This window comes from Eubacterium sp. An11 (genome assembly GCF_002161065.1).
GTDB lineage: Bacteria > Bacillota > Clostridia > Lachnospirales > Lachnospiraceae > Anaerobutyricum > Anaerobutyricum faecale.
In genome coordinates this window covers 51,860-72,075 of sequence record NZ_NFLV01000006.1, presented here as the reverse complement: position 1 = coordinate 72,075, position 20,216 = coordinate 51,860, and the positions used below count along the sequence as shown (strand labels likewise).

The following is a 20,216-nucleotide window of genomic DNA, read 5'->3' as shown; positions in this document are numbered from 1 at the left end:
TTTCGGGAAAAGACCACCCTGGCGAAGAAATCTATTTGTCGTAGAATTCTTTGATCTTGCGGCAGACTGTCAATACTTTTTCTCTCTCAAGACCATAGTAGAGCGGCAGACGTACCAGACGTTCGCTCTCACTGGTCGTGTATCTGTCCTCTCCGTGGAAGCGGCCGTATTTTTTGCCGGCAGGAGCGTCGTGAAGAGGAATGTAATGGAAAACGGTTGAAATATCATTTTCCTTTAAGAATCGGATTAAGGCAGAGCGCTCGGCGAGGTCCTTTGCCTTGATATAGTACATGTGCGCATTGTGCACACAGCCTTCCGGAATAAACGGAAGTTCAATATACCCGGCTTCCTGCAGAGGAGCCAGTGTCTCATGGTAAAGGTTCCATGTGGCCATGCGGTCTTCATAAATCTCATCGGCGATCTCCAGCTGCGCCCAGAGATAAGCGGCGTTTAAGTCGCTTGGCAGATAAGAGGAGCCGGCTTCCACCCAGGTATATTTATCGATCTGGCCGCGGAAGAACTTGCTTCGGTTGGTACCCTTCTCACGGATGATCTCTGCCCGCTCAATATTCTCGTTATCTTTGATGAGGAGGCATCCGCCCTCTCCCATACTGTAATTTTTGGTCTCATGGAAACTGAAACAGCCATAGTCGCCGATGCTGCCCAAAGCTTTGCCCTTGTAACTTGCCATGACCCCCTGCGCAGCGTCCTCGATGACAAGGAGATTGTGGCGGGCGGCGATATCCATGATGGTATCCATCTCGCAGGCGACGCCGGCGTAATGGACTGGAACGATAGCTCTTGTCTTTTCGGTGATGGCGTCCTCGATTTTGGTCTCGTCGATATTCATGGTATCCGGGCGGATATCCACAAAAACGGCGGTGGCACCGCGCAGAACAAAGGCGTCGGCGGTGGATACAAAAGTATAGGAAGGCATGATCACTTCATCTCCCGGCTTAATATCTGCCAGAAGCGCGGCCATCTCCGTCGCATGGGTGCAGGAGGTGGTCAGGAGAGCCTTCGCTGTGCCGGTGTGTTCCTCGATCCATCGGCTGCAGAGGGCGGTATAAGCACCGTCTCCGCTGATTTTGTGATTCTTGATTGCCTGAGCCATATATTCAGGCGCTTTCGGCGCACAAGGCGGAATATTAAAATTAATCATATGCAATCCTTCTTTTCTTTATCAGATTCAGAAGCCGAGAGATGGTGCCGGATGACAAAGAAAAAACTGCCCCCGCATCTTCTGATCTTTCGTTCAAATGTTCTGTGAAAATGTATTTGTGTGCAGGCGCACCCGAAAAACGGGCGTGGAGCACGTTTTGCTGACGGATAGACAGCTGAGGGTATTATAGCAAATTTCAAGAAAATTGTATACCCTTGTTTCCTTGACGGAAAGTGCCTCTGATTATATAATAAGAAAATAGCCGGGCCTGTGGATGCATGCCGGAAAGTAAGAGAGATTCCGGACGGGCGCGGAACAAAAATAAGAATGAGGAGGTATCTAAACAGTGAAAAAGTTTATGAGTTTTGCCGCAGCTATAGCCGTGGTGTGCCTGTGCTTTTTGTTCATGGGAAATACGGCTTCCGCAGCAAGCGTCTCTGTGGATAAGATTGCTTATGTGAGCACAGAGAAGAAGAGTCTTGTTCTCAAGTTTGAGGATTTCTCGGACAGCGGGTATACGTATACGGTGACGAATACGGCTACGGGGAAACAAGTCGCAGCCGGAACCGTGGGAGCTAAGGTCAACAATCTCGACATCGGTCTGGGCGGCGCCTATGCAAATGGAACTAGATATACGCTGGATTTGGAAGGGAATAATGGAGATTCCCTCACTGTGGATTACTACACAGGGGAAGCGGTACAGGGATTGAATGCGGTGAAGAATTCCAACGATGCGCTTCAGGTATCCTGGAGAGTTTCCAACGGAAGCATCTATCAGGGGTACAGAGTGCAGGTGGCCAAGGACTCCAATACCGCAGCGACTGCTGTGGATACGGAAGTATCTTCCGGAACGGCATCTTCCAGGAGCATTGCTTCTTCCGCTCTGGATAGTGCACAGTACAGCATCTATTTAATTGGATACAAAAAGATAAATGGAACGGTCTGCTATGGACAGGGACTGACCACAAGTTATGATTATTTGAAAACACTGGGCAAGGTTACCGGAGTGAAGGCGAAACCGAAGGCCAACGCGGCCAAGATTTCCTGGAACGCGGTCAGCGGCGCTTCTTACTACACGATCTACAAGAGCAGGAAGTCCGGCAGCGGATACAAAGTGGCCGCCACCAATGTGACGGGAACTTCCGCGGTGGTGGAAGGACTTACCGCCGGAAGAACCTGGTATTTTAAGGTAGAAGCCGTGGGAGCGGCCGGAAGCAAAAAGACCACCGGCGCCCGTTCTGCCACAGTAAAAGCTAAGATTCCGGTGGTTGCGGGAAAGGTTCTTGGCGTTAAGCTGACCCTCAACGCCAAAGATAAGCTTTCCATCAAATGGGATAAGACGGCGAAAGCTACGGGCTATCAGATTTATTATAAGAAAAAGAGCGATCTTACATATAAAAAGCTCGGCACCACCAAGACGACAATGTTCACTCTCAAGAAGCTGGATCCTGACACCAAGTACAATATCCAGGTCCGCGCCTATACGAAAGTAAACGGCAAGAAGTATCTGAGCAGTCAGACTTCCAAGACTGTCACGGTGAAGCCAAGCAAATATATGAGCAAGAATTATGATAAGCTTCTGGCCAATACGGTCCGGACCATCGGTTATTCCGGAAATAAAGAGATTTATACCACAAAGAATTATTCCAAGGAAGTGAAGCTTGCTTTTGTAAACGGCAAGGGCTACAGCAGTAAAACGGACTATTTGATCTGGATCAGTCATTATACACAGCAGGTTACTATTTATAAAGGTTCCAAGAAAAACTGGAAGATTATCCGTACCTTTGACTGTGCGACAGGAACTGCCAGCAACCATTCTCCGATCGGAGTATATAAGATTACTTACAAAGAACCAGGCTGGTTCTACACAAGTACAAAAGAGTTGTATGTCACTCATTTTGCGGGAAGGAATTCCTTCCACACCCGTCCGCTCTGGAATTCCGGAGCCGTACAGAATCCGACCATCGGTAAGCCGGCATCCCATGGATGTATCCGGTGTTATAACGAAGATGCCAAGTACATCTACGATAACATGCCGGTCGGAACCACCGTGGTTTCCTACTAACAGGATGGGTAATGTGAGCTTTGCTCATAAGACAGGATGTTGACCGGTCTGCCGCAGACGGTATAAATTAAATAATAAAAGGATAATAAAAAGGCGTTGCCCGTGAAGGGCAACGCCTTTTGTCGCAGTGAAGATATTCTGCAAAGGATCTATTCTGCCATTTTCCTGCGGCGGCGTTTCCGAAAGAAATTAAAGAGGATGATCAGCACGAAGACTCCCGCGCCGCCTGCTGTGATGAGGAAGGCGTAGTGGAGTCCCGGCAGCTGATAGTGCAGCCGGATACTGTGGGTGCCCGGTGTCAGGTTCAGGCCCATGTACTGATAATTGACTTTCTGGATATCCGTCTTTTCTCCGTCCACCCAGGCGGTCCAGCCGCTCTGATATGGAAGGGAGATCACGAGCATCTGATCGGTATCGACGGTAATGTCGCCGGTGACAGTATTGGTATCCACCTTTACATTTTCCAGGGAATGTTCCCGGAGTGCTTCCGCCCGCTGCGGATAAGTATCCATGCTCTGGGAGTAGATGGCAAACTCATCAAAATGGATCGTGCCTTCGTCCTTGAATTTCAGCGTACACTGGCTGATGGAATCCTCATGATATCCCAGGTTGAAGAGATATTCCTCCTGGTTTGTACTGTAGGAATCAATACGGAACCGGTACTGGTAACTGATATCTTTGGCCTTGATCTGGGTAGGCAGGAAATGTTCTGCCGCATCTTTAGGGAAATATAAGTCGCCCTTCAAGGACAGATAAGTCTCGGAATTTGGCTCTCCGTCGAAGGTAAAGCGGATGGTACCGCCGCCCTCCGGAATGGTGATGACTCCGTCTTTGACGGTGACACCATCGCTGGCCTTGATCTTCCTGATCGGAAGTTTCCGGGCGGTGAGCGGCAGAGAGCTGCTGTCAGCTTCGGTGAGATTCTGGTTGTCAGCCATGGCGTCGTCTTCCACGATGGCGGAGAGCATGGTCAGTTCCTGTTTTTCCGCGGCGGAAAGATTCCCGGCGTCGGATTCGCTGGTCACGGTGTCATAGGTGTAGCCCAGCGGCAGGGTGTACTGATTCTCGTAGATGGAGTAAGTTCTCTTCTTGGTTTCTTTATCATAAACCTTCTTATAGCCGTAAGGCAGTGGAAGCTTCACATCATCGGAGGTTCCCAGATAGCGGACGCTGGCCAATTCATGCATGTAGGTCCGGGCGTTGTAACTGTAAATGCTTACAATATTCCAGTCACAGTTGCCCATGGCGCGGTTGTAGTCCACGATACCGCCGTTTAAGGTGCTGGTGAAAGTGGAAATATCATTATAACCGTAGATCAGGCTGGAAGACCGGGTGTCTCCGTAGGTCTTCAGGTTGGTGCTGCGGTAGAAACCGTCGTCTGCGCCGGAGGTATCGTTCTCTGTGCCATTTTTGGTATCGGCGGAATCATCGCCGGCGTCACCGGATGTTTCCACCTGGTCCAGATATTTTAAGGCCGTCATGGACATATCCGTCATGGACTTGCCGGATTCCACATAGGTATCCAGATGCGTGCCGTCTTCCGAGGCGGAGGTAATGAACATATTGGCGTTCAGTACCACGGCCAGCATGGTGACAGCGAAGACGGTGGACCGGGCAGTACGCTTTGGTATAGTGAGCCGGTCATGGTTGATGGCGAGGATCAGAGCGGTGGTCAGAGCCAGAAGCCCGAATACGCCGAAAACCTTGTCTGTGCGGTATTTGGTGGAAAAGAAAATGATGCCCGCATAGAGACATACAATGCCCAGCATGATTTTAATCTCTTTTGCCGTCAGTCTGGTGAGGTGTTCCAGATTTTCCGCCAGAATAAAGGCGATGATGGCGGCGTAAATGTAACACCAGCGGTTTGTGACACTGCTGAATCCGCTGAAAATGTAGCCGAAGATCGGAAACAGGCAGAAAAACGTAAAGATGATAAAAATCGGCTTCAGTTCCTTTTTATTTTTTCTCGTGAACAGCAGAACGAGGGCCAGGAACGCCAGCGGCGCGAAGCCCAGTTTCAGCCACATGCCCGGGGTGAAGGAATCGGAGATAAAAGAAATAAAGAAGTCCGAAATCCATTCTTTCCGGTAGAAAAGCGGCGTTGTACTCAGAAAATCGGAGAGAGCGCTGCCTCCGGTACGGCTGGAACCCATGTAGCTGCCAAAGGAAGTAAAGATGGAGATGATTCCCATGGCGGCGCCCAGAACGTAGCTGCCCACGATGATCAGTCCCCGGGTAAAAAATGTCCTGAAGTTCCGGTATTCTTTGGTACACAGGATTCTGGTGACAAAGTAGATACCCAGAGCGATGGTGTTCATATATAAGAAGTAATAGGAACACAGCAGGGACAGGGCGGTAAATACTGTCAGCAGATACCATTTCTTTTTGGAAATCAGCTGTTCCATGGCGATGACCAGAATCGGAAGCAGGATCAGCGGTGTGAGGAACTGCCCGTGTCTGGTTCCCGCGTAGATGGCGTAACCCGAAAAAGCGTAAACCATGCTGGCGGTGTACGCAGCATAATGGGAACGCTTAAAGTAAAGCACCAGGGCGGACATGCTGGCTCCGGCCAGGAAATAGCGGAGCACGATCAGCAGGCTGTAAGCGGTCTCCACCTGTGACGGATGAAACAGCAGATACAGCCAGTAGATCGGGTCGTAACTGATGGCCACGGTGGCGCCCAGTCCGCTGGTGAAATCATATTGCTGAAAGTCAAAATTCCCCTGTAAAATGTCCTGAAAAATGAAAGGAATATAGGACAGGAAACGGTGTACTTTCGGTACATACTGTCCCAGTCCGTCCACGGACCAGATGAGTGTCCGTCCGGCTTCCGAGTATGGCACAAATATCAGGTAGGCCATGATCAGGAACAGGACGCAGTATCCCACATAATACAGGAAAATATCAAGGGGCCGGCTTGATTCCCGGCGGCGTCTCACCGACAGCCGGAAACGGTCGGCTCTCCGGAGCAGTCCGAAAAAGAAGTCTTCCAGAATCCGGTAAACCGGGAGTAAAACTGCGCTGATAAAGAGGCAGATATAAGCACAGCCGGATCCCAGCAGCAGGGCAGCCGGATGTTTCAGGTGCAGAACGGCAAGAACAGCGCCTGCAGCCAGAGCAATGGCCGTGACCGGGATCAGAGGTTTACAGACGGTAAAGATCTCTGGCAAAGATGCGTGTCGTCCATTCCGGTTCATTCCGGCAGCGTCTGTTTCCGGTATTCTCATGTCAGAAAAATTCCGGGCAGTCAATATTCCCGCAAAAAATACAAAAAGATACGGAAAGAGCGGAACCGCTCCCAGGCGGTCGCTGCCCGTAAAAACGCCAATAACGCCGTAGCCCAGCAGTCCTTCCGGGAGGAAGGAGAATAAAAATCCTGCCAGACAGACCGCTGCGAGGAGCAGCGGCGCTTTCAGGCATTTCTCAATCCATGGCCAGCAGAAAGCGCAAAGCAGGAACAGCACGCAAAGGGTGAGAAAAATGGCAGCGGTATCCGGAATCCGCAGAACGGCCAGCAGATCTTTTACCGTGGCAAAAACAGCCCGGTGGTTGATGATGATCTCATTGAGAAATCCGATACCGTAAAAAAGAAGAATGGCGTACAGGGCCTTACGCAGTGTACGTTTTCTGAAATCTTCACGGGCAGGATTCTCAGCGCCCATGAGGCAGCCGGCGGCAAAAATCATTCCGGGTGCATATATAAATTCAGCTCCCTTCATGAGAAGAAACGCGGCCTGTGAACCGGAAAAAAGCCGGTTTAAGACCGTGGCGGCCAGCATGCCGAAATAAAATAGAAGAAACAGCTCCCGGTACCATAGGTGGTCTCTTTCGGGAAAGGCCGGGAAGATGCCGAATATCTTTTGTTCCGGCGGATGATTTACATTTTCCATACTTATAATCCTCCTGTTGATTATCACATTTTATGAATGATCATTCGTACCATGTACGTATTCCTATCTCTGGAACATAACGGTATATTGCTCTTTGGACGGGTCGTAAGAATCACCGCCGGTGGAAGCCATGGTCGGGTCCATCATACTCCAGTTTTCTCCGTCAAACTGAATCAGGTTATCCACCCAGCCGATGGATTTTAAATAGACGCTGATCCAGGCATGATAAATATCATTGGCGTAGCCGATATTTAATTTGCAGGGGATCCCCTGGGTGCGGAGCATGGTGCACATGAGGGCAGAATAATCAAAACAGATGCCCTTTCCGCTATCCATGGTCTCATCCACATCGGGGTAATAAGGAGAGGTGACCGTGGCCGCTTTTTCGTAATCGTATTCGGTGCTGCTGACGACAAAATGATAGACTGCCGTGGTCACGTCCAGATCGGTGTCACACCCCTGAGCCAGCTCATTTCCTTTTTGGATGGCCCGGGTGTCCTCTGTAAAGTATACAAACTGATTGGAGTACAAAAATGGCATAAATTCATTTTCCAGTGTCACATCGATGACATCGGACATGAGATTGCTGTATATGTCCCCGTCCATCTGTTCATATATGTCAATAAGGTAGGAGCCGTCTCCGGAAGAAAGAGGCATGGCGGTGTACGTATCTTTTTCACTGATGAAGTAGAGATACGTTACGCCGTCCGGCCCTGTGAGCTGCACGTTGACCTGGGCGGCGGCGCCGTGATAGGCAGCCATGATATAGCCCTTCTCTATGTTGGAAATATCCACGGTGACGGCATCATTTCCAATCTCCGCTGTGCCGTCGGCGGTGGGAATCCTCACGGCCGGCGTGAGCACATCGGTATCTTCGGCTGTCTCTGCGCCTGTGCCGCCGTTCTTTGGAGCGCCGGAACTGCATCCTGCCAGAAAAAGAATGCACATAAAAAACAGGAAAAAAATTCCTGCCTGCCGGTTCCCCGTCCGAAAAAATGCAGAAGCAGCCTGTGGTACTTTTTTTAGATGCTGCATACAATAACCTCTGTGAAAACAGATGCGCGTCCGCGCGCCGTGAACCAATGTCCCGGTGCAAAAACTTATAATGCAAAAACTTATAAAAATTAAACCGCGCATCCTGATCGGAATGTCTTTCAGCTGTTATTGTAAGGGATAGTACAAAAATTTGCAAGATGCTGCGAAACCATTGACTTTAAAGAAAAATGTAAGATAGAATGAAAAAAGAGCGGACATGGGAGAGGTGATTTTTGATAAGATCGATGTCTGCTGTCAGACGGAGAATTACCGCCCGATACAAGATGTATTAAAAAGATAAAAGGAGATAGAATGATATGTTGCTGTACATTATTCGTCACGGAGAAACCGATTGGAATACTGCCGGTCGTCTGCAGGGAGGCGCGGATATTCCCTTAAATGAGAATGGAAGGAATCTTGCCCGCGTTACAGGAGAAGCGCTGAGGAGAGTGCCGTTTGATTTGATGATCACCAGTCCTCTGAAGAGAGCGAGAGAGACAGGAGAACTGGTGATCGCACCTTCAGAAAAACATTTTGGAAGAAAGATTCCGGTGACAGAAGATGAGAGGCTCAAAGAACTGAGCTGGGGAAGCTGGGAAGGGCTTGGCTGTCTTGAGGAGAATTTTGCTATACCGGATAAAAATTTTAATTTATTTTACACCGATGCGCTTCATTTTGAAGGAGCTCCGGACGGGGAGAGTGTGGCGGATCTTTGTGACAGAACAGCAGAATTTTGGCAGGAGTTGATACATAAACCGGAATATCAGGACAAGATCATTCTGATTTCCACCCATGGCTGCGCCATGCGGGCGCTGATGAATCCGTTGTACGATGATCCTGCGGATTTCTGGCAGGGACATGTGCCTTTTAACTGTACGGTAAATGTGGTGGAGGTTAAAGACGGATCGGCACAGATTGTTTTGGGTGATAAGATTTATTATGATAGATCGTTATGTGTGGATAACTATAAGGCAGTACAGCCGGATAAGAAAGCCTGAGAGCAGAAGATAAAGCAGGTGCATCCTGCGAATGTGTTCTGACTGAAATCTTTTAGTATAAAATACCTGCATCGGCTCATACTATTTCTGGTGAAAGCTATACAAAATCAGAACCAGAGCATACCCGAACTGGCATTTTACAGCAGATAAGAAGCCGGATTTGGGAAGAATAGACAACGATGGAGGTAAATGCATTATGAAAGCGACAGGGATTGTGCGCAGAATCGATGATTTAGGCAGAATTGTGATCCCAAAGGAGATAAGAAAGACTCTGAAGGTGAAGGAAGGGATGCCCCTGGAAATTTATACAGATCAGGAAGGGGGCATTATCTTAAAAAAGTATCTCCCTTTTTCCGAGTTTTCCTCCCTGGCTGAAGAATACGCTGAGTGCATGGTCCAGCAGACGGGAGCCTGCGCCATTATCACCGACAGGGAAAAAGTGATCGCCGCAGCCGGCGGAGCGGGAAAGGGATTAAAAGGACAGGGAATCAGCGGACGTCTGGAAAGAATTCTGGACGACAGAGATGAACAGCTGCCGGCCTCGGAGAGGAAACGTTTTATTCCGGTGACGGAAGGAATGGAAGCCGGCGGTGATCAGATTTTTTCGGTGATCCGCAGCGGCGGTGAGATCCTCGGAGCCGTATTTCTTCAGGCGAAGGAACCGGGACGGAAGCTGGGTGAGCTGGAACGAAAGGTGGCTGCCATTGCGGCGGAATTTCTGGGCCGCCAGGTCAATGTGTAAAGAGATACAGAGCATGAAAAGAAGGAAAGTAAAAAACACAAATTAAAAAAATGAGACGATAAAAACAAAAGGACAGTGCGCTGTACGGATGTTCCGCTACAGTGCACTGTCCTTTTAGCAACTTTATAAATATCGAAACAGCTCTTTGGCTTCCTCTTTTTTAGCGGTATCTTTGACATCCAGGATCTCGGCCTTTACACTTTTGTTGCCGAACTGGATCTCCAGGATATCGCCGCTTTTTACATTGAGGCTGGCCTTGGCAGCTTTGCCGTTGACCAGTACCCGTCCTGCGTCGCAGGCCTCGTTGGCCACGGTGCGCCGTTTGATCAGGCGGGAAACTTTCAGAAATTTATCCAGTCTCATTAATTATTCACTTTCTCCTTTAATGCCTTCATGGCTTTGAATTTCGGAGATTTGGATGCAGGGATCGTGATGGTCTCTTTTGTTCTTGGATTGATACCTTCACGTTCTGCACGCTCAGCCACTTCAAATGTACCAAAGCCGGCAAGCTGTACTTTTTCACCCTTGCTCAGTTCATCTCCAACAACATCGATAAATGCCTTTAAAGCGTTATCAGCATCTTTTTTTGTCAGTTCTGTTCTCTCAGCGATGGCTGTAACCAATTCAGTTTTATTCATAATAATTCCTCCTGATATTCACACCCGAAACCGACACTTTGGATAATAAAAAAAGTGTAGAATTCAGGCGGTATATTTGTTGTAAAATCCGCATAGAGTCTACTTACTTCCATAGTTATAACGGTTTCCGCTTTATTTGTCAAGGAGATATATTTAAAACTTTCTGACGCTTTGTTTAAAGTTTTCGCCTCCATGCATGTCAGTCCGCCGGAGCGCATAAGAATGAAAGAAAGGGGACATAAGCCGGAGGCGTTTTGATGCAGTTTCAGGAGAATGGAGGATACATGGAAGAACGTATCATGAAAAATCACAAAATATCATTGTTTAACCGAAACAGCGGTATCATCAACGGAGTGCGGGAAGTGATTTCTTTTGATCCCGGGGAGATCATTCTGGATACAGAACAGGGGATGCTGATGATCCACGGAGAAGATCTGCATGTGACCAAACTCATGGTCGAAAAGGGAGAAGTGGAAATAGAGGGGATCGTGGACAGTTTTATATATTCGGACAGCGGGCCTGCCAAAGGAGAAAAGGGCGGGATCATGAGGAGATTGTTCCGGTGAGGCGGCCGTTTGTGCCGGCGTCAAAACTGTGCGGGGAGGGAGTGCTGTGGCGGAAATCATCGTGCAGCAGTCATCGCTTTTTTTGATCAGTGTCCTTTACGGCGTGATACTGGGGCTGTGGTATGATTTCTTCCGGGCGGTCCGGAGAAAAATCTCACACCGGAACCGGACCGTGCATATGGAAGATATCGTGTTCTGTCTCAGCGCTGCGGCGGGGCTTTTTCTGCTGTTCCAGATATATAATCAGGGGAGTATCCGCTTTTATGTACTGCTGGGGTTGTTTGCCGGAGCCATGGGATATTTTTTCCTTTTGAGCGCACTGATGGAAAAAGGGATGGAACTGCTGGTGGGCGCGGCGGTATTTTTTCTGAAAAAAGCTGCTGCCGCTTTGTTTTTTCCCGGAAAAATAATTGTGAATTCTCTTTTAAAGACATTGAAAAAAGTAAGGAGAACCGTTAAAATAGTGAGAAGCAGAAAGTAAACCAATCATGCGGGAACAGGTGAGCAGATGAAGAAGAAAAGAAAGAACAGCAAACAATTCAACCAAAGGTTTCGCAAGAGATTTTTTACGAAAAAATCTGTGACGGTGATCATTTGCGTTGTGATCATTCTGGTTGCCGTGGCCTTTGGATGTCAGGATCTGAGAAAAAGAGCGGAACGCTATGAGAATACTATTGACGAGCTGAGCACGGAGATCAGGGATATTAAGGATACCAATCAGACACTGGAAGACGAGAGGAACAATATGGATTCCGCGGAGTTCAAGGAGAAAATGGCCAGAGAGAAGCTGGGGATGATCGGAGAAGATGAGTACTCCCTGCAGCAATCGGAGAATGGAGATTCCGGGGAGACTGCCGGTGCTGATTCCGGAAAGAGCGTTGAAGAAAAAGATAAGCAGACTGATGCAGCAGATGACAGCAGCGCTGCGGATGATGAGGAAGATGACGGCGTAGCCGATGATCCCGGTGAGGATGGCGCCGATTCCGGAGAACAGTGATCTCAGCTTTGGCGCAGCGTTGTTTTGGAAGAGACTGCATGGCGGGCGATACTTCCTCAAAATCAGGATGTCAGGCGCCGCACAGGAACGTTTCGCAACGGGAAATCACTTTTTTCAAAAAATATAAAAGAAAACATGTAAAAAATGGTTGACACAGCTTTTTTTTCATGGTATTATATCGCTCGTTGAGTGCGGCGGGATAGCTCAGTTGGCTAGAGCACACGGTTCATACCCGTGGTGTCGCTGGTTCAAATCCAGTTCCCGCTACTATTTTTTTGAGAGGCCCGAAAGGGCCTTTTTTCATTTTGTAGGAAATTCTTGTTTTTATAAATCTGTGACAGATTTTGACAAACGAATCCGCTGCCGCTCTATATAATATCATAGAAGATGTGGGGGTGGATTATGAAAGAGAAGAAAAGAGAGCTTTCCCTGGAAGGCGAGGTGTACCACCGGCTGCAGATGTTTGAGGATTCTCTGAAAGAGCTGCTGAGGCTCTCGGAATCTGCGGAGGAACGGCCGGAAGTACTGTCCGGAAAGGGAACAGAATTTATATATACGACACTGACGGAAGATGTCTGCCGGAGATGCCCGAAATACAGGGAATGTTTCGGCCGGAAAAAAGAGAAGACGCTGGGGGAGATTTCGGCTATTCTGGAAAAAGCAGCCAGCGAAAGCCGTGTGGACGGCAGAATGGCTTCGGGGGACTTCAGAAAACAATGCGTCTATTTTCAGCCTTTTATGGAAGAAATGGCCTGGCTGTTCCGGATGCTCTATCAGAACCGCTGCTGGGAGAGAAGGATGAGTGGACTTCGCCGGGTCATGCAGAAACAGATACTGTCCCAGTATATGCTGATGCAGGAATGCCGGAGACTGCTGTCCGATGGGAATGTGATAGAGGGGGAGAGAAAAAGGAGGCTCCGCCTGTCACTTCTCCGGAGAGGATTCCATTTGCTTGGCGGAAGAGAATATGTGGATGAAAGCGGTCTTCTGAACGTGAGTCTCAGTCTGCGTCCCATAGCCGGCTCGAGAAAGATCACAGGAGTGCTGCAGGCGCTTGCCGCTGCCTACGGAAAGGAATTCCGCGCGGCGGGTACCGATACCTGGGTCCGTTCCGGAAGAAACAGGATGGAGTTTACGGAAGAGGGCGGTTTTCAGGTATTGTTTGGGATCCGGCGCTGCAATAAAAAAGGGGAGGAAGTCTGCGGAGATTCCTTCTCTTTTGCAAATTATAATAAGAAGAGGGCGGTGATGCTGCTCTCCGACGGCATGGGCGTGGGGGAGAGCGCCAGTCATGACAGTCAGGAACTCATTGAAGCCTTTGAGGCGATGCTGGAGGCGGGAATCCATGAGGAGTATGCCCTGGAAATCCTGCACAGCACGTTGCTGACGCGCAAAAAGGCGGAGTATGCCACCCTGGATGCCGCTGTGATCTCTCTGCAGACCGGAACCCTCAAAACCTTAAAGGCGGGGGGAACAGCAGCCTTTATCCGCCACAAAAAGTCTGTGGAGCGTATTCTTCCTTCCAGTCTGCCGCCGGGATGTCTGACAGAACAACGGTTTGATATTTCTCACAGAAAGCTGTATGATGGGGATATGGTTATCCTGCTTTCCGATGGGATGCTGGACTTTGAGGCCATGCCTGGCAGCACGCTCCGGATGGAGACGATTTTACAGAATATAAAGACGACCAGCGCCCAGCGTTTTGCCGATGAGTTGATGAAGGCGGTGCCGGTGCCTCCGGAAGGGCATGATGATGACCGGACGGTAATGGTGGCGGCTCTGTGGGAGACGGGCCGGCCGGGCAGGCGGAAAATATAAAGACCGGCAAAACTGCCGGGAGGCAGAACATACAGGGGACGGCATGTCCGCCGTCCGGACAGATGCAGGAGAAACAGACAAAAGGAATAGATGATAAGGATGAAATCATGTGGAAAAAGGTTGACACATTTGTGAGAGAACATCATATGCTGCAGGAGGGAGACTCCGTGCTGGTGGGATTATCGGGCGGAGCGGATTCCGTGTGCCTGCTGCGGTATCTGTTGTCCGTTCGGGAGAAAATACATATTAAGGTATATGCATTGCATGTCAATCACCTGCTGCGGGGAGAGGAGGCGGAAAGGGATGAACAGTTCGCCGCCGGTCTGTGCAGAGACTGGGAGGTTCCCTTTGCCGCGGTAAGGAGAAATGTATGGGAAGAAAAGAAGAACCGGGGCTGTTCCGTCGAGGAGGCCGGACGGCTGGTGCGTTATGCCTGTTTTGAGGAGTTTGCGAAGAAATGGAATTGTAATAAGACGGCGGTGGCCCATCACAAAAATGATCTGGCGGAGACAATGCTTTTCCGCATGGCGAGAGGAACCGGACTCAGAGGGCTGGCGGCCATCCGCCCGGTGACAGGGACGATCATCCGTCCGCTGCTCTGCCTGGAAAGAAAAGAGATCAGGGGAATTCTCCGGGACCTCGGGCAGGATTTTGTGGAGGACACCAGCAATCAGGACGACGGATACAGCAGGAATTATATCCGTCTGCGCCTTCTGCCGGAGATGGAACATCTGAATGCCGGGGCGGTGGAACACCTGGGGCAGATTTCCCGGCAGGCAGCGGCGTTCATGGATTATCTGGAGCCGGTCTTTCAGAATATTTATGAGAAAAATGTGATCCGGCAGAAAGACACCTGCTTTCTGCCGGTGGAAAAAGCCCGGAACATGCATCCGGTGGAACGACACGAGACGCTGCGCAGAATGCTGACGGACATGGCCGGACATCAAAAGGATCTGACGGCAACGCATGTGGAGCAGATGGCGTCGCTGGTGGATAAGAAAGCCGGCAGGCGCCGGGAGCTTCCCTACGGACTGGTGGCAGAGAGAACCAGAGAGGGGATTCTTCTTCTTCGCCGGGAGGCCTGTCAGGAGGCCGGGAGAAAGAAAAATGAGAAAAAGCCGGCGGTCCGGTGGGTGGATATGGAGGCGCTTGAGAAGAACAATGCCTGGGAGACGGATATTGACCATAAGAGGAAGATCTGTTTTTGCCTGAAGCAATTTCATGGCGGTGATATCGAAAAAAATGATTGTGTTAAATACTTTGATTATGATAGAATAAAAAGTACTCTTTGTATAAGAAGCCGGCAGACCGGCGATTATTTTGTTGTGGACAAAGAGGGGCGGCATAAATCTCTGCGGCGCTATTTTATCGATGAGAAGATCCCGGCTGAAGAGCGGGACGAGAGGCTGCTCCTGACGGAAGGTTCCCATGTACTGTGGGTGCTTGGCGGAAGGATCAGTGAGGCGTACAAAGTGAGATCTGATACCGGTCGGATCCTTGTCGTCCGTGCAGAAGATAAAAGTATTCAAAAGTAACATTGTGGAGTGAGAAATGGAGGAAATACAATGGCTGATAAGATCAGTGTGCTGATACCGGAAGAAGAAGTAAATGAAAAGATTAAAGAACTGGGAGCGAGAATCAGTGAAGAGTATGCAGGAAAGGAAGTGCATATGATCTGTATTCTGAAAGGAGGCGTGTTCTTTGCCTGTGAGCTGGCAAAACACATCACCGTACCGGTTTCGCTGGACTTCATGCAGGTGTCCAGTTATGGCAATGCCACCAGCAGTTCGGGTATTGTCCGGATTAAAAAAGACCTGGATGATTCCATGGAAGGCAGAGAGGTCCTCATTGTGGAGGATATCATTGATTCCGGACGCACGCTGCATTATCTGATTCCTGTTTTAAAACAGAGGAATCCGGCCAGCATTCGTCTGTGCGCGCTGTTAAATAAGCCGGATCGCCGGGAAGTTGAGGTGCAGATCGATTATCTGGGATTCGATATTCCGGATGAGTTTGTGGTGGGTTACGGACTTGACTATGCGCAGAAATACAGAAATCTTCCATTTATCGGAGTTGTAGAGCCGGAGGCTTCCGCCGGCGACGGGGAAGCAGAACCGGATAAGAAAGGAGAAATCGTTGAGTAAGAACTTTAAAAATATTCTCGTTTTTTTGGTCGTGATGCTGCTGATTTATTCCTTTGTGAGCTACTACATGCACAGGAATTTCACCTCGGGAGATGAGGTGTATACTTATACGCAGTTTGAGCAGGACCTGTCACAGGGTGAGATTGCATCCATTGAGATCATGCAGAATGAAGAAGTTCCTACCGGAACGGTCAATGTGAAGTTCGTTGACGGAGAAGAGGACTCCCTGTATGTTACGGATGTCAATGATGCCATTGAAGATGCGCAGCAATACAAAGTGACCTATGTGGTTTCCAATGTGAGCCACGCCGGCGGAATTCTTGTGGGAGTGCTTCCGTATCTTCTTATCTTTATTGTGATGTTCGTGTTTATGTTCATGATGCTGGGAAGAGCGGCCGGAGGCGGCAGCAACGGCAAAATGATGAATTTCGGTAAAAGCCGGGCCAAGATGCAGGACCCGCATGTGAAAAAGGTACAGTTTAATCAGGTGGCCGGACTCCAGGAGGAAAAGGAAGAACTCAAAGAGATTGTAGACTTCCTGAAGAATCCCGGAAAGTTCATCGAAGTGGGCGCCAGAATTCCAAAAGGCGTCCTTTTAGTGGGCCCTCCGGGAACCGGTAAGACGCTTCTTGCCAAAGCGGTGGCAGGAGAGGCGGATGTGCCGTTCTTCAGTATCTCCGGTTCTGACTTTGTGGAAATGTTTGTCGGCGTCGGAGCGTCCAGAGTCCGGGATCTTTTTGAGGAAGCAAAGAGAAATTCACCGTGTATCATCTTTATCGATGAAATCGACGCCGTGGCAAGACGGAGAGGAACCGGTCTTGGCGGCGGACACGATGAGAGAGAACAGACATTAAACCAGCTGCTGGTAGAGATGGACGGTTTTGGCGTCAACGAGGGAATCATTGTCATGGCGGCCACCAACCGTGTGGATATTCTGGATCCGGCTATCCTGCGTCCGGGACGTTTTGACCGGAAAGTGGCGGTGGGCAGACCGGATGTAAAAGGAAGAGAAGAGATTCTCAGAGTGCACATTCAGGGCAAACCGCTGGCACAGGACGTGGATCTGCATCAGATCGCCAGGACGACACCGGGATTTTCCGGCGCGGATCTGGAGAACCTGATGAACGAGGCGGCGATCCTTGCGGCGAGAAATGACCGCCGGTTTATCAAAATGGAAGATGTGCGGAAGGCATTTATCAAAGTGGGAATCGGTACGGAGAAAAAGAGCCGCCTGGTTCCGGAACTGGAGAAAAAGATTACGGCTTATCATGAGTCCGGCCATGCGATCTTGTTCCATGTGCTGCCGGATGTGGGGCCGGTCTACACGGTTTCCATTATTCCGACCGGCGTTGGAGCGGCAGGTTATACCATGCCGCTGCCGGAGAATGACAATGTCTTCAACACGAAGAGTAAGATGATTCAGGATATCAAGGTGGGCATGGGCGGAAGAATTGCCGAAGAGCTGATTTTCGGGGATGTGACCACCGGAGCGGCACAGGATATCAAGAGCGTGACATCCACGGCGAGAGCTATGATCACCCAGTACGGTATGTCTGAGAAGCTTGGGTTCATCAATTACGAGGAGAACACAGATGAAGTATTCCTGGGCAGAGATCTGGGACATTCCAGAAGCTTCAGTGAAGAAGTGGCCAGCGAGATTGACAAAGAAGTCAAGAAACTGGTGGATGAATGTTATGCGGACGCTAAACGGATCATCCTGGAGCATATGGATGTGCTGCATGCCTGTGCGGCCCTTCTGATCGAGAAAGAGAGAATCAACCGCGACGAATTTGAAGCCTTATTTGAAAACCGCGAGCATCCCACAGAACAGAATGCAGAAGCCTGAAAAGGATTTCTCATCGGCGGCGGGAAGGAAGATGTCGCTTTCGCGACCCGCCGCAGGCGGGGAATCCTGCTTTGCAGAATTCTTTTTTTGTTAATTATAAGTCATACAATATATAAAAAGATACTTTTTTATACTAAAACGGAGTAGTATTATTGTTGTAAAGCAAGGTAAAAAATTGGTAAAATCGACTCAATTACGGAAAAATAGTAAAAAGGAAGGCGGAAAATTCTAGAATTTCAGACAATATGACCAAAACTTGTCGAAACGAGTCTATCCTGCACAAAATTTTTTGTTAAAAAAATGTTTTTTTGTGCACACTTTAGCGAAGGGGGATGCTATTATAATAGCGTAACCCCCCCAATACATTATATAGTTTTTGCTACACCCAATAAGTAACAAAAATACCTTCTCCAAAAAAGGATGGCGTTCGGAATTGCCATCCTTTTTTCGTGCACAAAAATATTTTGTCGAATCGTTTGTGGAGCGTTTGAGAAAGAGGCGGTTTGGTGCTGCCGGCTTTCTCACAAGTCTGTAAACCGCGATTATAAAGAGACCGGGAAGTCAACATATAGTAATCATTCTTATTGTCAGATAGTTTGGAAAACTTTTACATGTATTTTGACAAAATGCATAAAAAAATAAGGAGAAAAAAATAAAGTTTATGCACACTTCAGAAGAAACAGATGCTATTATAATAGGCGTAACCCCCCCCAATACATTATAGATTTTGTTGCTAATAACGTAACAAAATACCTTCTCCAAATTGAGAGCGGCATCGGGGCCGCTCTCGCAAATACATGTATAAAGCCAGAAAAACAGGCAGCCGTTTACCGGCTGCCTGTTTTTCGTATGTCTTGTTGATCATTTATTGTTTCTCGTCCTCCAGCAGCCGGCGCTTCAGATCGAAGAGCGGCTGGGACAGATCGACGTATACCGTCTGTGGATTCATCAGTCTGCGGTTCTCGTCCCAGAGAGTGTCTAATTCCTGCTGACAGACCGCTTTGATGCTCATGGTGTCCGGAGATTCATAGACACACTGTCCGTTGAGGAAAACCGGAACCAGAAGTTCACGCATGTGATAGGTGCCTCCCGGTATCGTTGATTTTTTCCAGGTGGAAATCGGATCGAAAATCTTAAGATCTTCGGAAATATCATAATGTTCGCCCACCAGACAGATTAAGTCAGCCTTGATCTTCTTCGTCTCGTTATCATAGATGCGGAAGATGGTCTTGTTACCCGGATTTGTGATCTTCTCCGGATTCTCGGAGATCTTGATCTTGGCGGTGAACTCTGTCTCATCAGCTTTTTTGATGGCGGCCAGCTTGTATACTCCGCCGAAGGCAGGATTGTCCGCCGAGGTGATCAGATTGGTGCCAACACCCCAGGAGGTGATGGCTGCGCCCTGCGTCCGCAGACTGTCGATCAGGTATTCATCCAGATCGCTGGAAGCGGAGATGACCGCATCGGTAAATCCGGCCTCATCCAGCATGGCCCGGGCCTTTTTGGAGAGATAAGCCAGGTCGCCGCTGTCTAAGCGGATGCCATATAACTTAGGGTGGATGTCTCTGGCACGCATTTCCTCAAATACGCGGATGGCGTTGGGAACGCCGGATTTCAGTGTGTCATAGGTATCCACCAGAAGGATGCAGGCATCCGGATACATGTCGGCGTAAGTCTTGAAAGCCGTATATTCATCCGGGAAGCTCATGATCCAGGAGTGGGCGTGAGTGCCCTGCACCGGAATGCCGAAGAGCTCTCCTGCCAGTACATTGGAGGTGCCGGTGCAGCCGCCGATGACAGCCGCTCTGGCTCCCAGTGTTCCGGCGTCCGGTCCCTGGGCACGGCGGAGGCCGAACTCCATGACGCCGCCGCCGGCGGCGTAGTCTACCCGGGATGCCTTGGTGGCGATGAGACTCTGGTGGTTGACGATGTTTAAAATCGCTGTCTCCACCAGCTGCGCCTCCATGATCGGAGCGATCACTTTGATCAGCGGTTCTTTCGGAAAGACAACGGTGCCTTCCGGAATCGCGTAGATGTCGCCGCTGAAATGGAAGCCTGCCAGATAGGAAAGAAAATCTTCCCGGAAAATGTGGAGGCTTCTCAGATAATCAATATCGTCATAAGAAAAACTTAAATTCTTTACATAGTCAATGACCTGAGCCAGGCCGCAGGTAATGGCGTAGGCGCTTCCGCTGGGATTGGTGCGGTAAAACATATCGAACACGACAGTGTCGTTGTTGCCGTTCAAAAAATATCCCTGCATCATGGTCAGCTCGTATAAATCAGTCATCATGGTCAGGTTGCTGGAAAACATA

16 protein-coding genes and 1 tRNA gene are annotated in these 20,216 nt (G+C 49.3%); 11 read left to right on the top strand and 6 right to left on the bottom strand.

From position 1 onward, the window contains the following. Window positions 1-31 precede the first annotated feature (31 nt). The gene (rffA, locus tag B5E53_RS06735; RefSeq protein ID WP_087313407.1) at window positions 32-1,162 is read right to left on the bottom strand and encodes a dTDP-4-amino-4,6-dideoxygalactose transaminase; all 1,131 of its coding nucleotides are present in this window, start codon (window positions 1,160-1,162) and stop codon (window positions 32-34) included. Between the two features lie 346 nt (window positions 1,163-1,508). Between rffA and B5E53_RS06730 the strand changes: the two genes are divergently transcribed. Continuing rightward, window positions 1,509-3,227 carry a fibronectin type III domain-containing protein gene (locus tag B5E53_RS06730; RefSeq protein ID WP_087313405.1) on the top strand — a complete coding sequence of 573 codons (1,719 nt, stop codon included), beginning with the start codon at window positions 1,509-1,511 and terminating at the stop codon, window positions 3,225-3,227. A gap of 149 nt (window positions 3,228-3,376) precedes the next feature. Here the strand turns inward: B5E53_RS06730 and B5E53_RS06725 are convergent, their stop codons facing one another. Beyond that, window positions 3,377-7,117 carry a YfhO family protein gene (locus B5E53_RS06725; RefSeq protein WP_087313403.1) on the bottom strand — a complete coding sequence of 1,247 codons (3,741 nt, stop codon included), beginning with the start codon at window positions 7,115-7,117 and terminating at the stop codon, window positions 3,377-3,379. Between the two features lie 63 nt (window positions 7,118-7,180). Beyond that, on the bottom strand, window positions 7,181-8,065 hold the full coding sequence (locus B5E53_RS06720) for a transglutaminase-like domain-containing protein (protein WP_162611818.1): 885 nt from the start codon (window positions 8,063-8,065) through the stop codon (window positions 7,181-7,183). 404 nt (window positions 8,066-8,469) lie between these two features. On the opposite strand from B5E53_RS06720, the gene B5E53_RS06715 reads away from it, so the two are divergent. Further along, window positions 8,470-9,150 carry a histidine phosphatase family protein gene (locus tag B5E53_RS06715; RefSeq protein WP_087313398.1) on the top strand — a complete coding sequence of 227 codons (681 nt, stop codon included), beginning with the start codon at window positions 8,470-8,472 and terminating at the stop codon, window positions 9,148-9,150. A 196-nt stretch (window positions 9,151-9,346) separates the two neighbouring features. Then, the gene (locus B5E53_RS06710; protein ID WP_087313396.1) at window positions 9,347-9,892 is read left to right on the top strand and encodes a stage V sporulation T C-terminal domain-containing protein; all 546 of its coding nucleotides are present in this window, start codon (window positions 9,347-9,349) and stop codon (window positions 9,890-9,892) included. Window positions 9,893-10,015: 123 nt separating this feature from the next. Here B5E53_RS06710 and B5E53_RS06705 read toward each other — a convergent pair whose 3' ends face one another. Both B5E53_RS06705 and B5E53_RS06700 read right to left on the bottom strand, forming a co-directional pair. After that, window positions 10,016-10,255 (bottom strand): RNA-binding S4 domain-containing protein, encoded by a 240-nt coding sequence (locus B5E53_RS06705; RefSeq protein WP_087275366.1) that lies wholly within the window; start codon window positions 10,253-10,255, stop codon window positions 10,016-10,018. Then, the gene (locus tag B5E53_RS06700; protein ID WP_087313394.1) at window positions 10,255-10,530 is read right to left on the bottom strand and encodes an HU family DNA-binding protein; all 276 of its coding nucleotides are present in this window, start codon (window positions 10,528-10,530) and stop codon (window positions 10,255-10,257) included. The genes B5E53_RS06705 and B5E53_RS06700 overlap by 1 nt, the downstream gene beginning before the upstream one ends. Before the next feature lie 257 nt (window positions 10,531-10,787). Here B5E53_RS06700 and yabP point away from each other — a divergent pair, with 257 nt between their 5' ends. The 8 genes from yabP (at window position 10,788) to ftsH (ending at window position 17,901) form a co-directional block, all read left to right on the top strand. Continuing rightward, window positions 10,788-11,096 carry a sporulation protein YabP gene (yabP, locus tag B5E53_RS06690; protein ID WP_242963559.1) on the top strand — a complete coding sequence of 103 codons (309 nt, stop codon included), beginning with the start codon at window positions 10,788-10,790 and terminating at the stop codon, window positions 11,094-11,096. A 46-nt stretch (window positions 11,097-11,142) separates the two neighbouring features. Then, window positions 11,143-11,577, top strand: coding sequence for a spore cortex biosynthesis protein YabQ (gene yabQ, locus B5E53_RS06685; RefSeq protein WP_162611817.1), 435 nt, complete (start codon window positions 11,143-11,145; stop codon window positions 11,575-11,577). Between the two features lie 27 nt (window positions 11,578-11,604). Beyond that, entirely contained in the window at window positions 11,605-12,093 is a 489-nt protein-coding gene (locus B5E53_RS06680; protein WP_087313388.1) for a septum formation initiator family protein, read from the top strand. Window positions 12,094-12,286: 193 nt separating this feature from the next. Then, window positions 12,287-12,360: transfer RNA gene (locus B5E53_RS06675), tRNA-Met, on the top strand. A 135-nt stretch (window positions 12,361-12,495) separates the two neighbouring features. After that, entirely contained in the window at window positions 12,496-13,911 is a 1,416-nt protein-coding gene (locus B5E53_RS06670; protein WP_162611816.1) for a SpoIIE family protein phosphatase, read from the top strand. After that, a complete protein-coding gene (gene tilS, locus B5E53_RS06665) occupies window positions 13,875-15,446 on the top strand; it encodes a tRNA lysidine(34) synthetase TilS (RefSeq protein ID WP_087313384.1) in 1,572 nt (523 codons plus the stop codon). Before B5E53_RS06670 ends, tilS begins: the two co-directional genes overlap by 37 nt. A gap of 30 nt (window positions 15,447-15,476) precedes the next feature. Beyond that, on the top strand, window positions 15,477-16,055 hold the full coding sequence (gene hpt / locus B5E53_RS06660; RefSeq protein ID WP_087313382.1) for a hypoxanthine phosphoribosyltransferase: 579 nt from the start codon (window positions 15,477-15,479) through the stop codon (window positions 16,053-16,055). Next, on the top strand, window positions 16,048-17,901 hold the full coding sequence (ftsH, locus tag B5E53_RS06655) for an ATP-dependent zinc metalloprotease FtsH (protein ID WP_275532669.1): 1,854 nt from the start codon (window positions 16,048-16,050) through the stop codon (window positions 17,899-17,901). The genes hpt and ftsH overlap by 8 nt, the downstream gene beginning before the upstream one ends. 865 nt (window positions 17,902-18,766) lie before the next feature. On the opposite strand, the gene B5E53_RS06650 is transcribed toward ftsH, so the two are convergent. Next, window positions 18,767-20,215 (bottom strand): nicotinate phosphoribosyltransferase, encoded by a 1,449-nt coding sequence (locus B5E53_RS06650; protein ID WP_087313380.1) that lies wholly within the window; start codon window positions 20,213-20,215, stop codon window positions 18,767-18,769. Between the last annotated feature and the right edge of the window lies 1 nt (window position 20,216).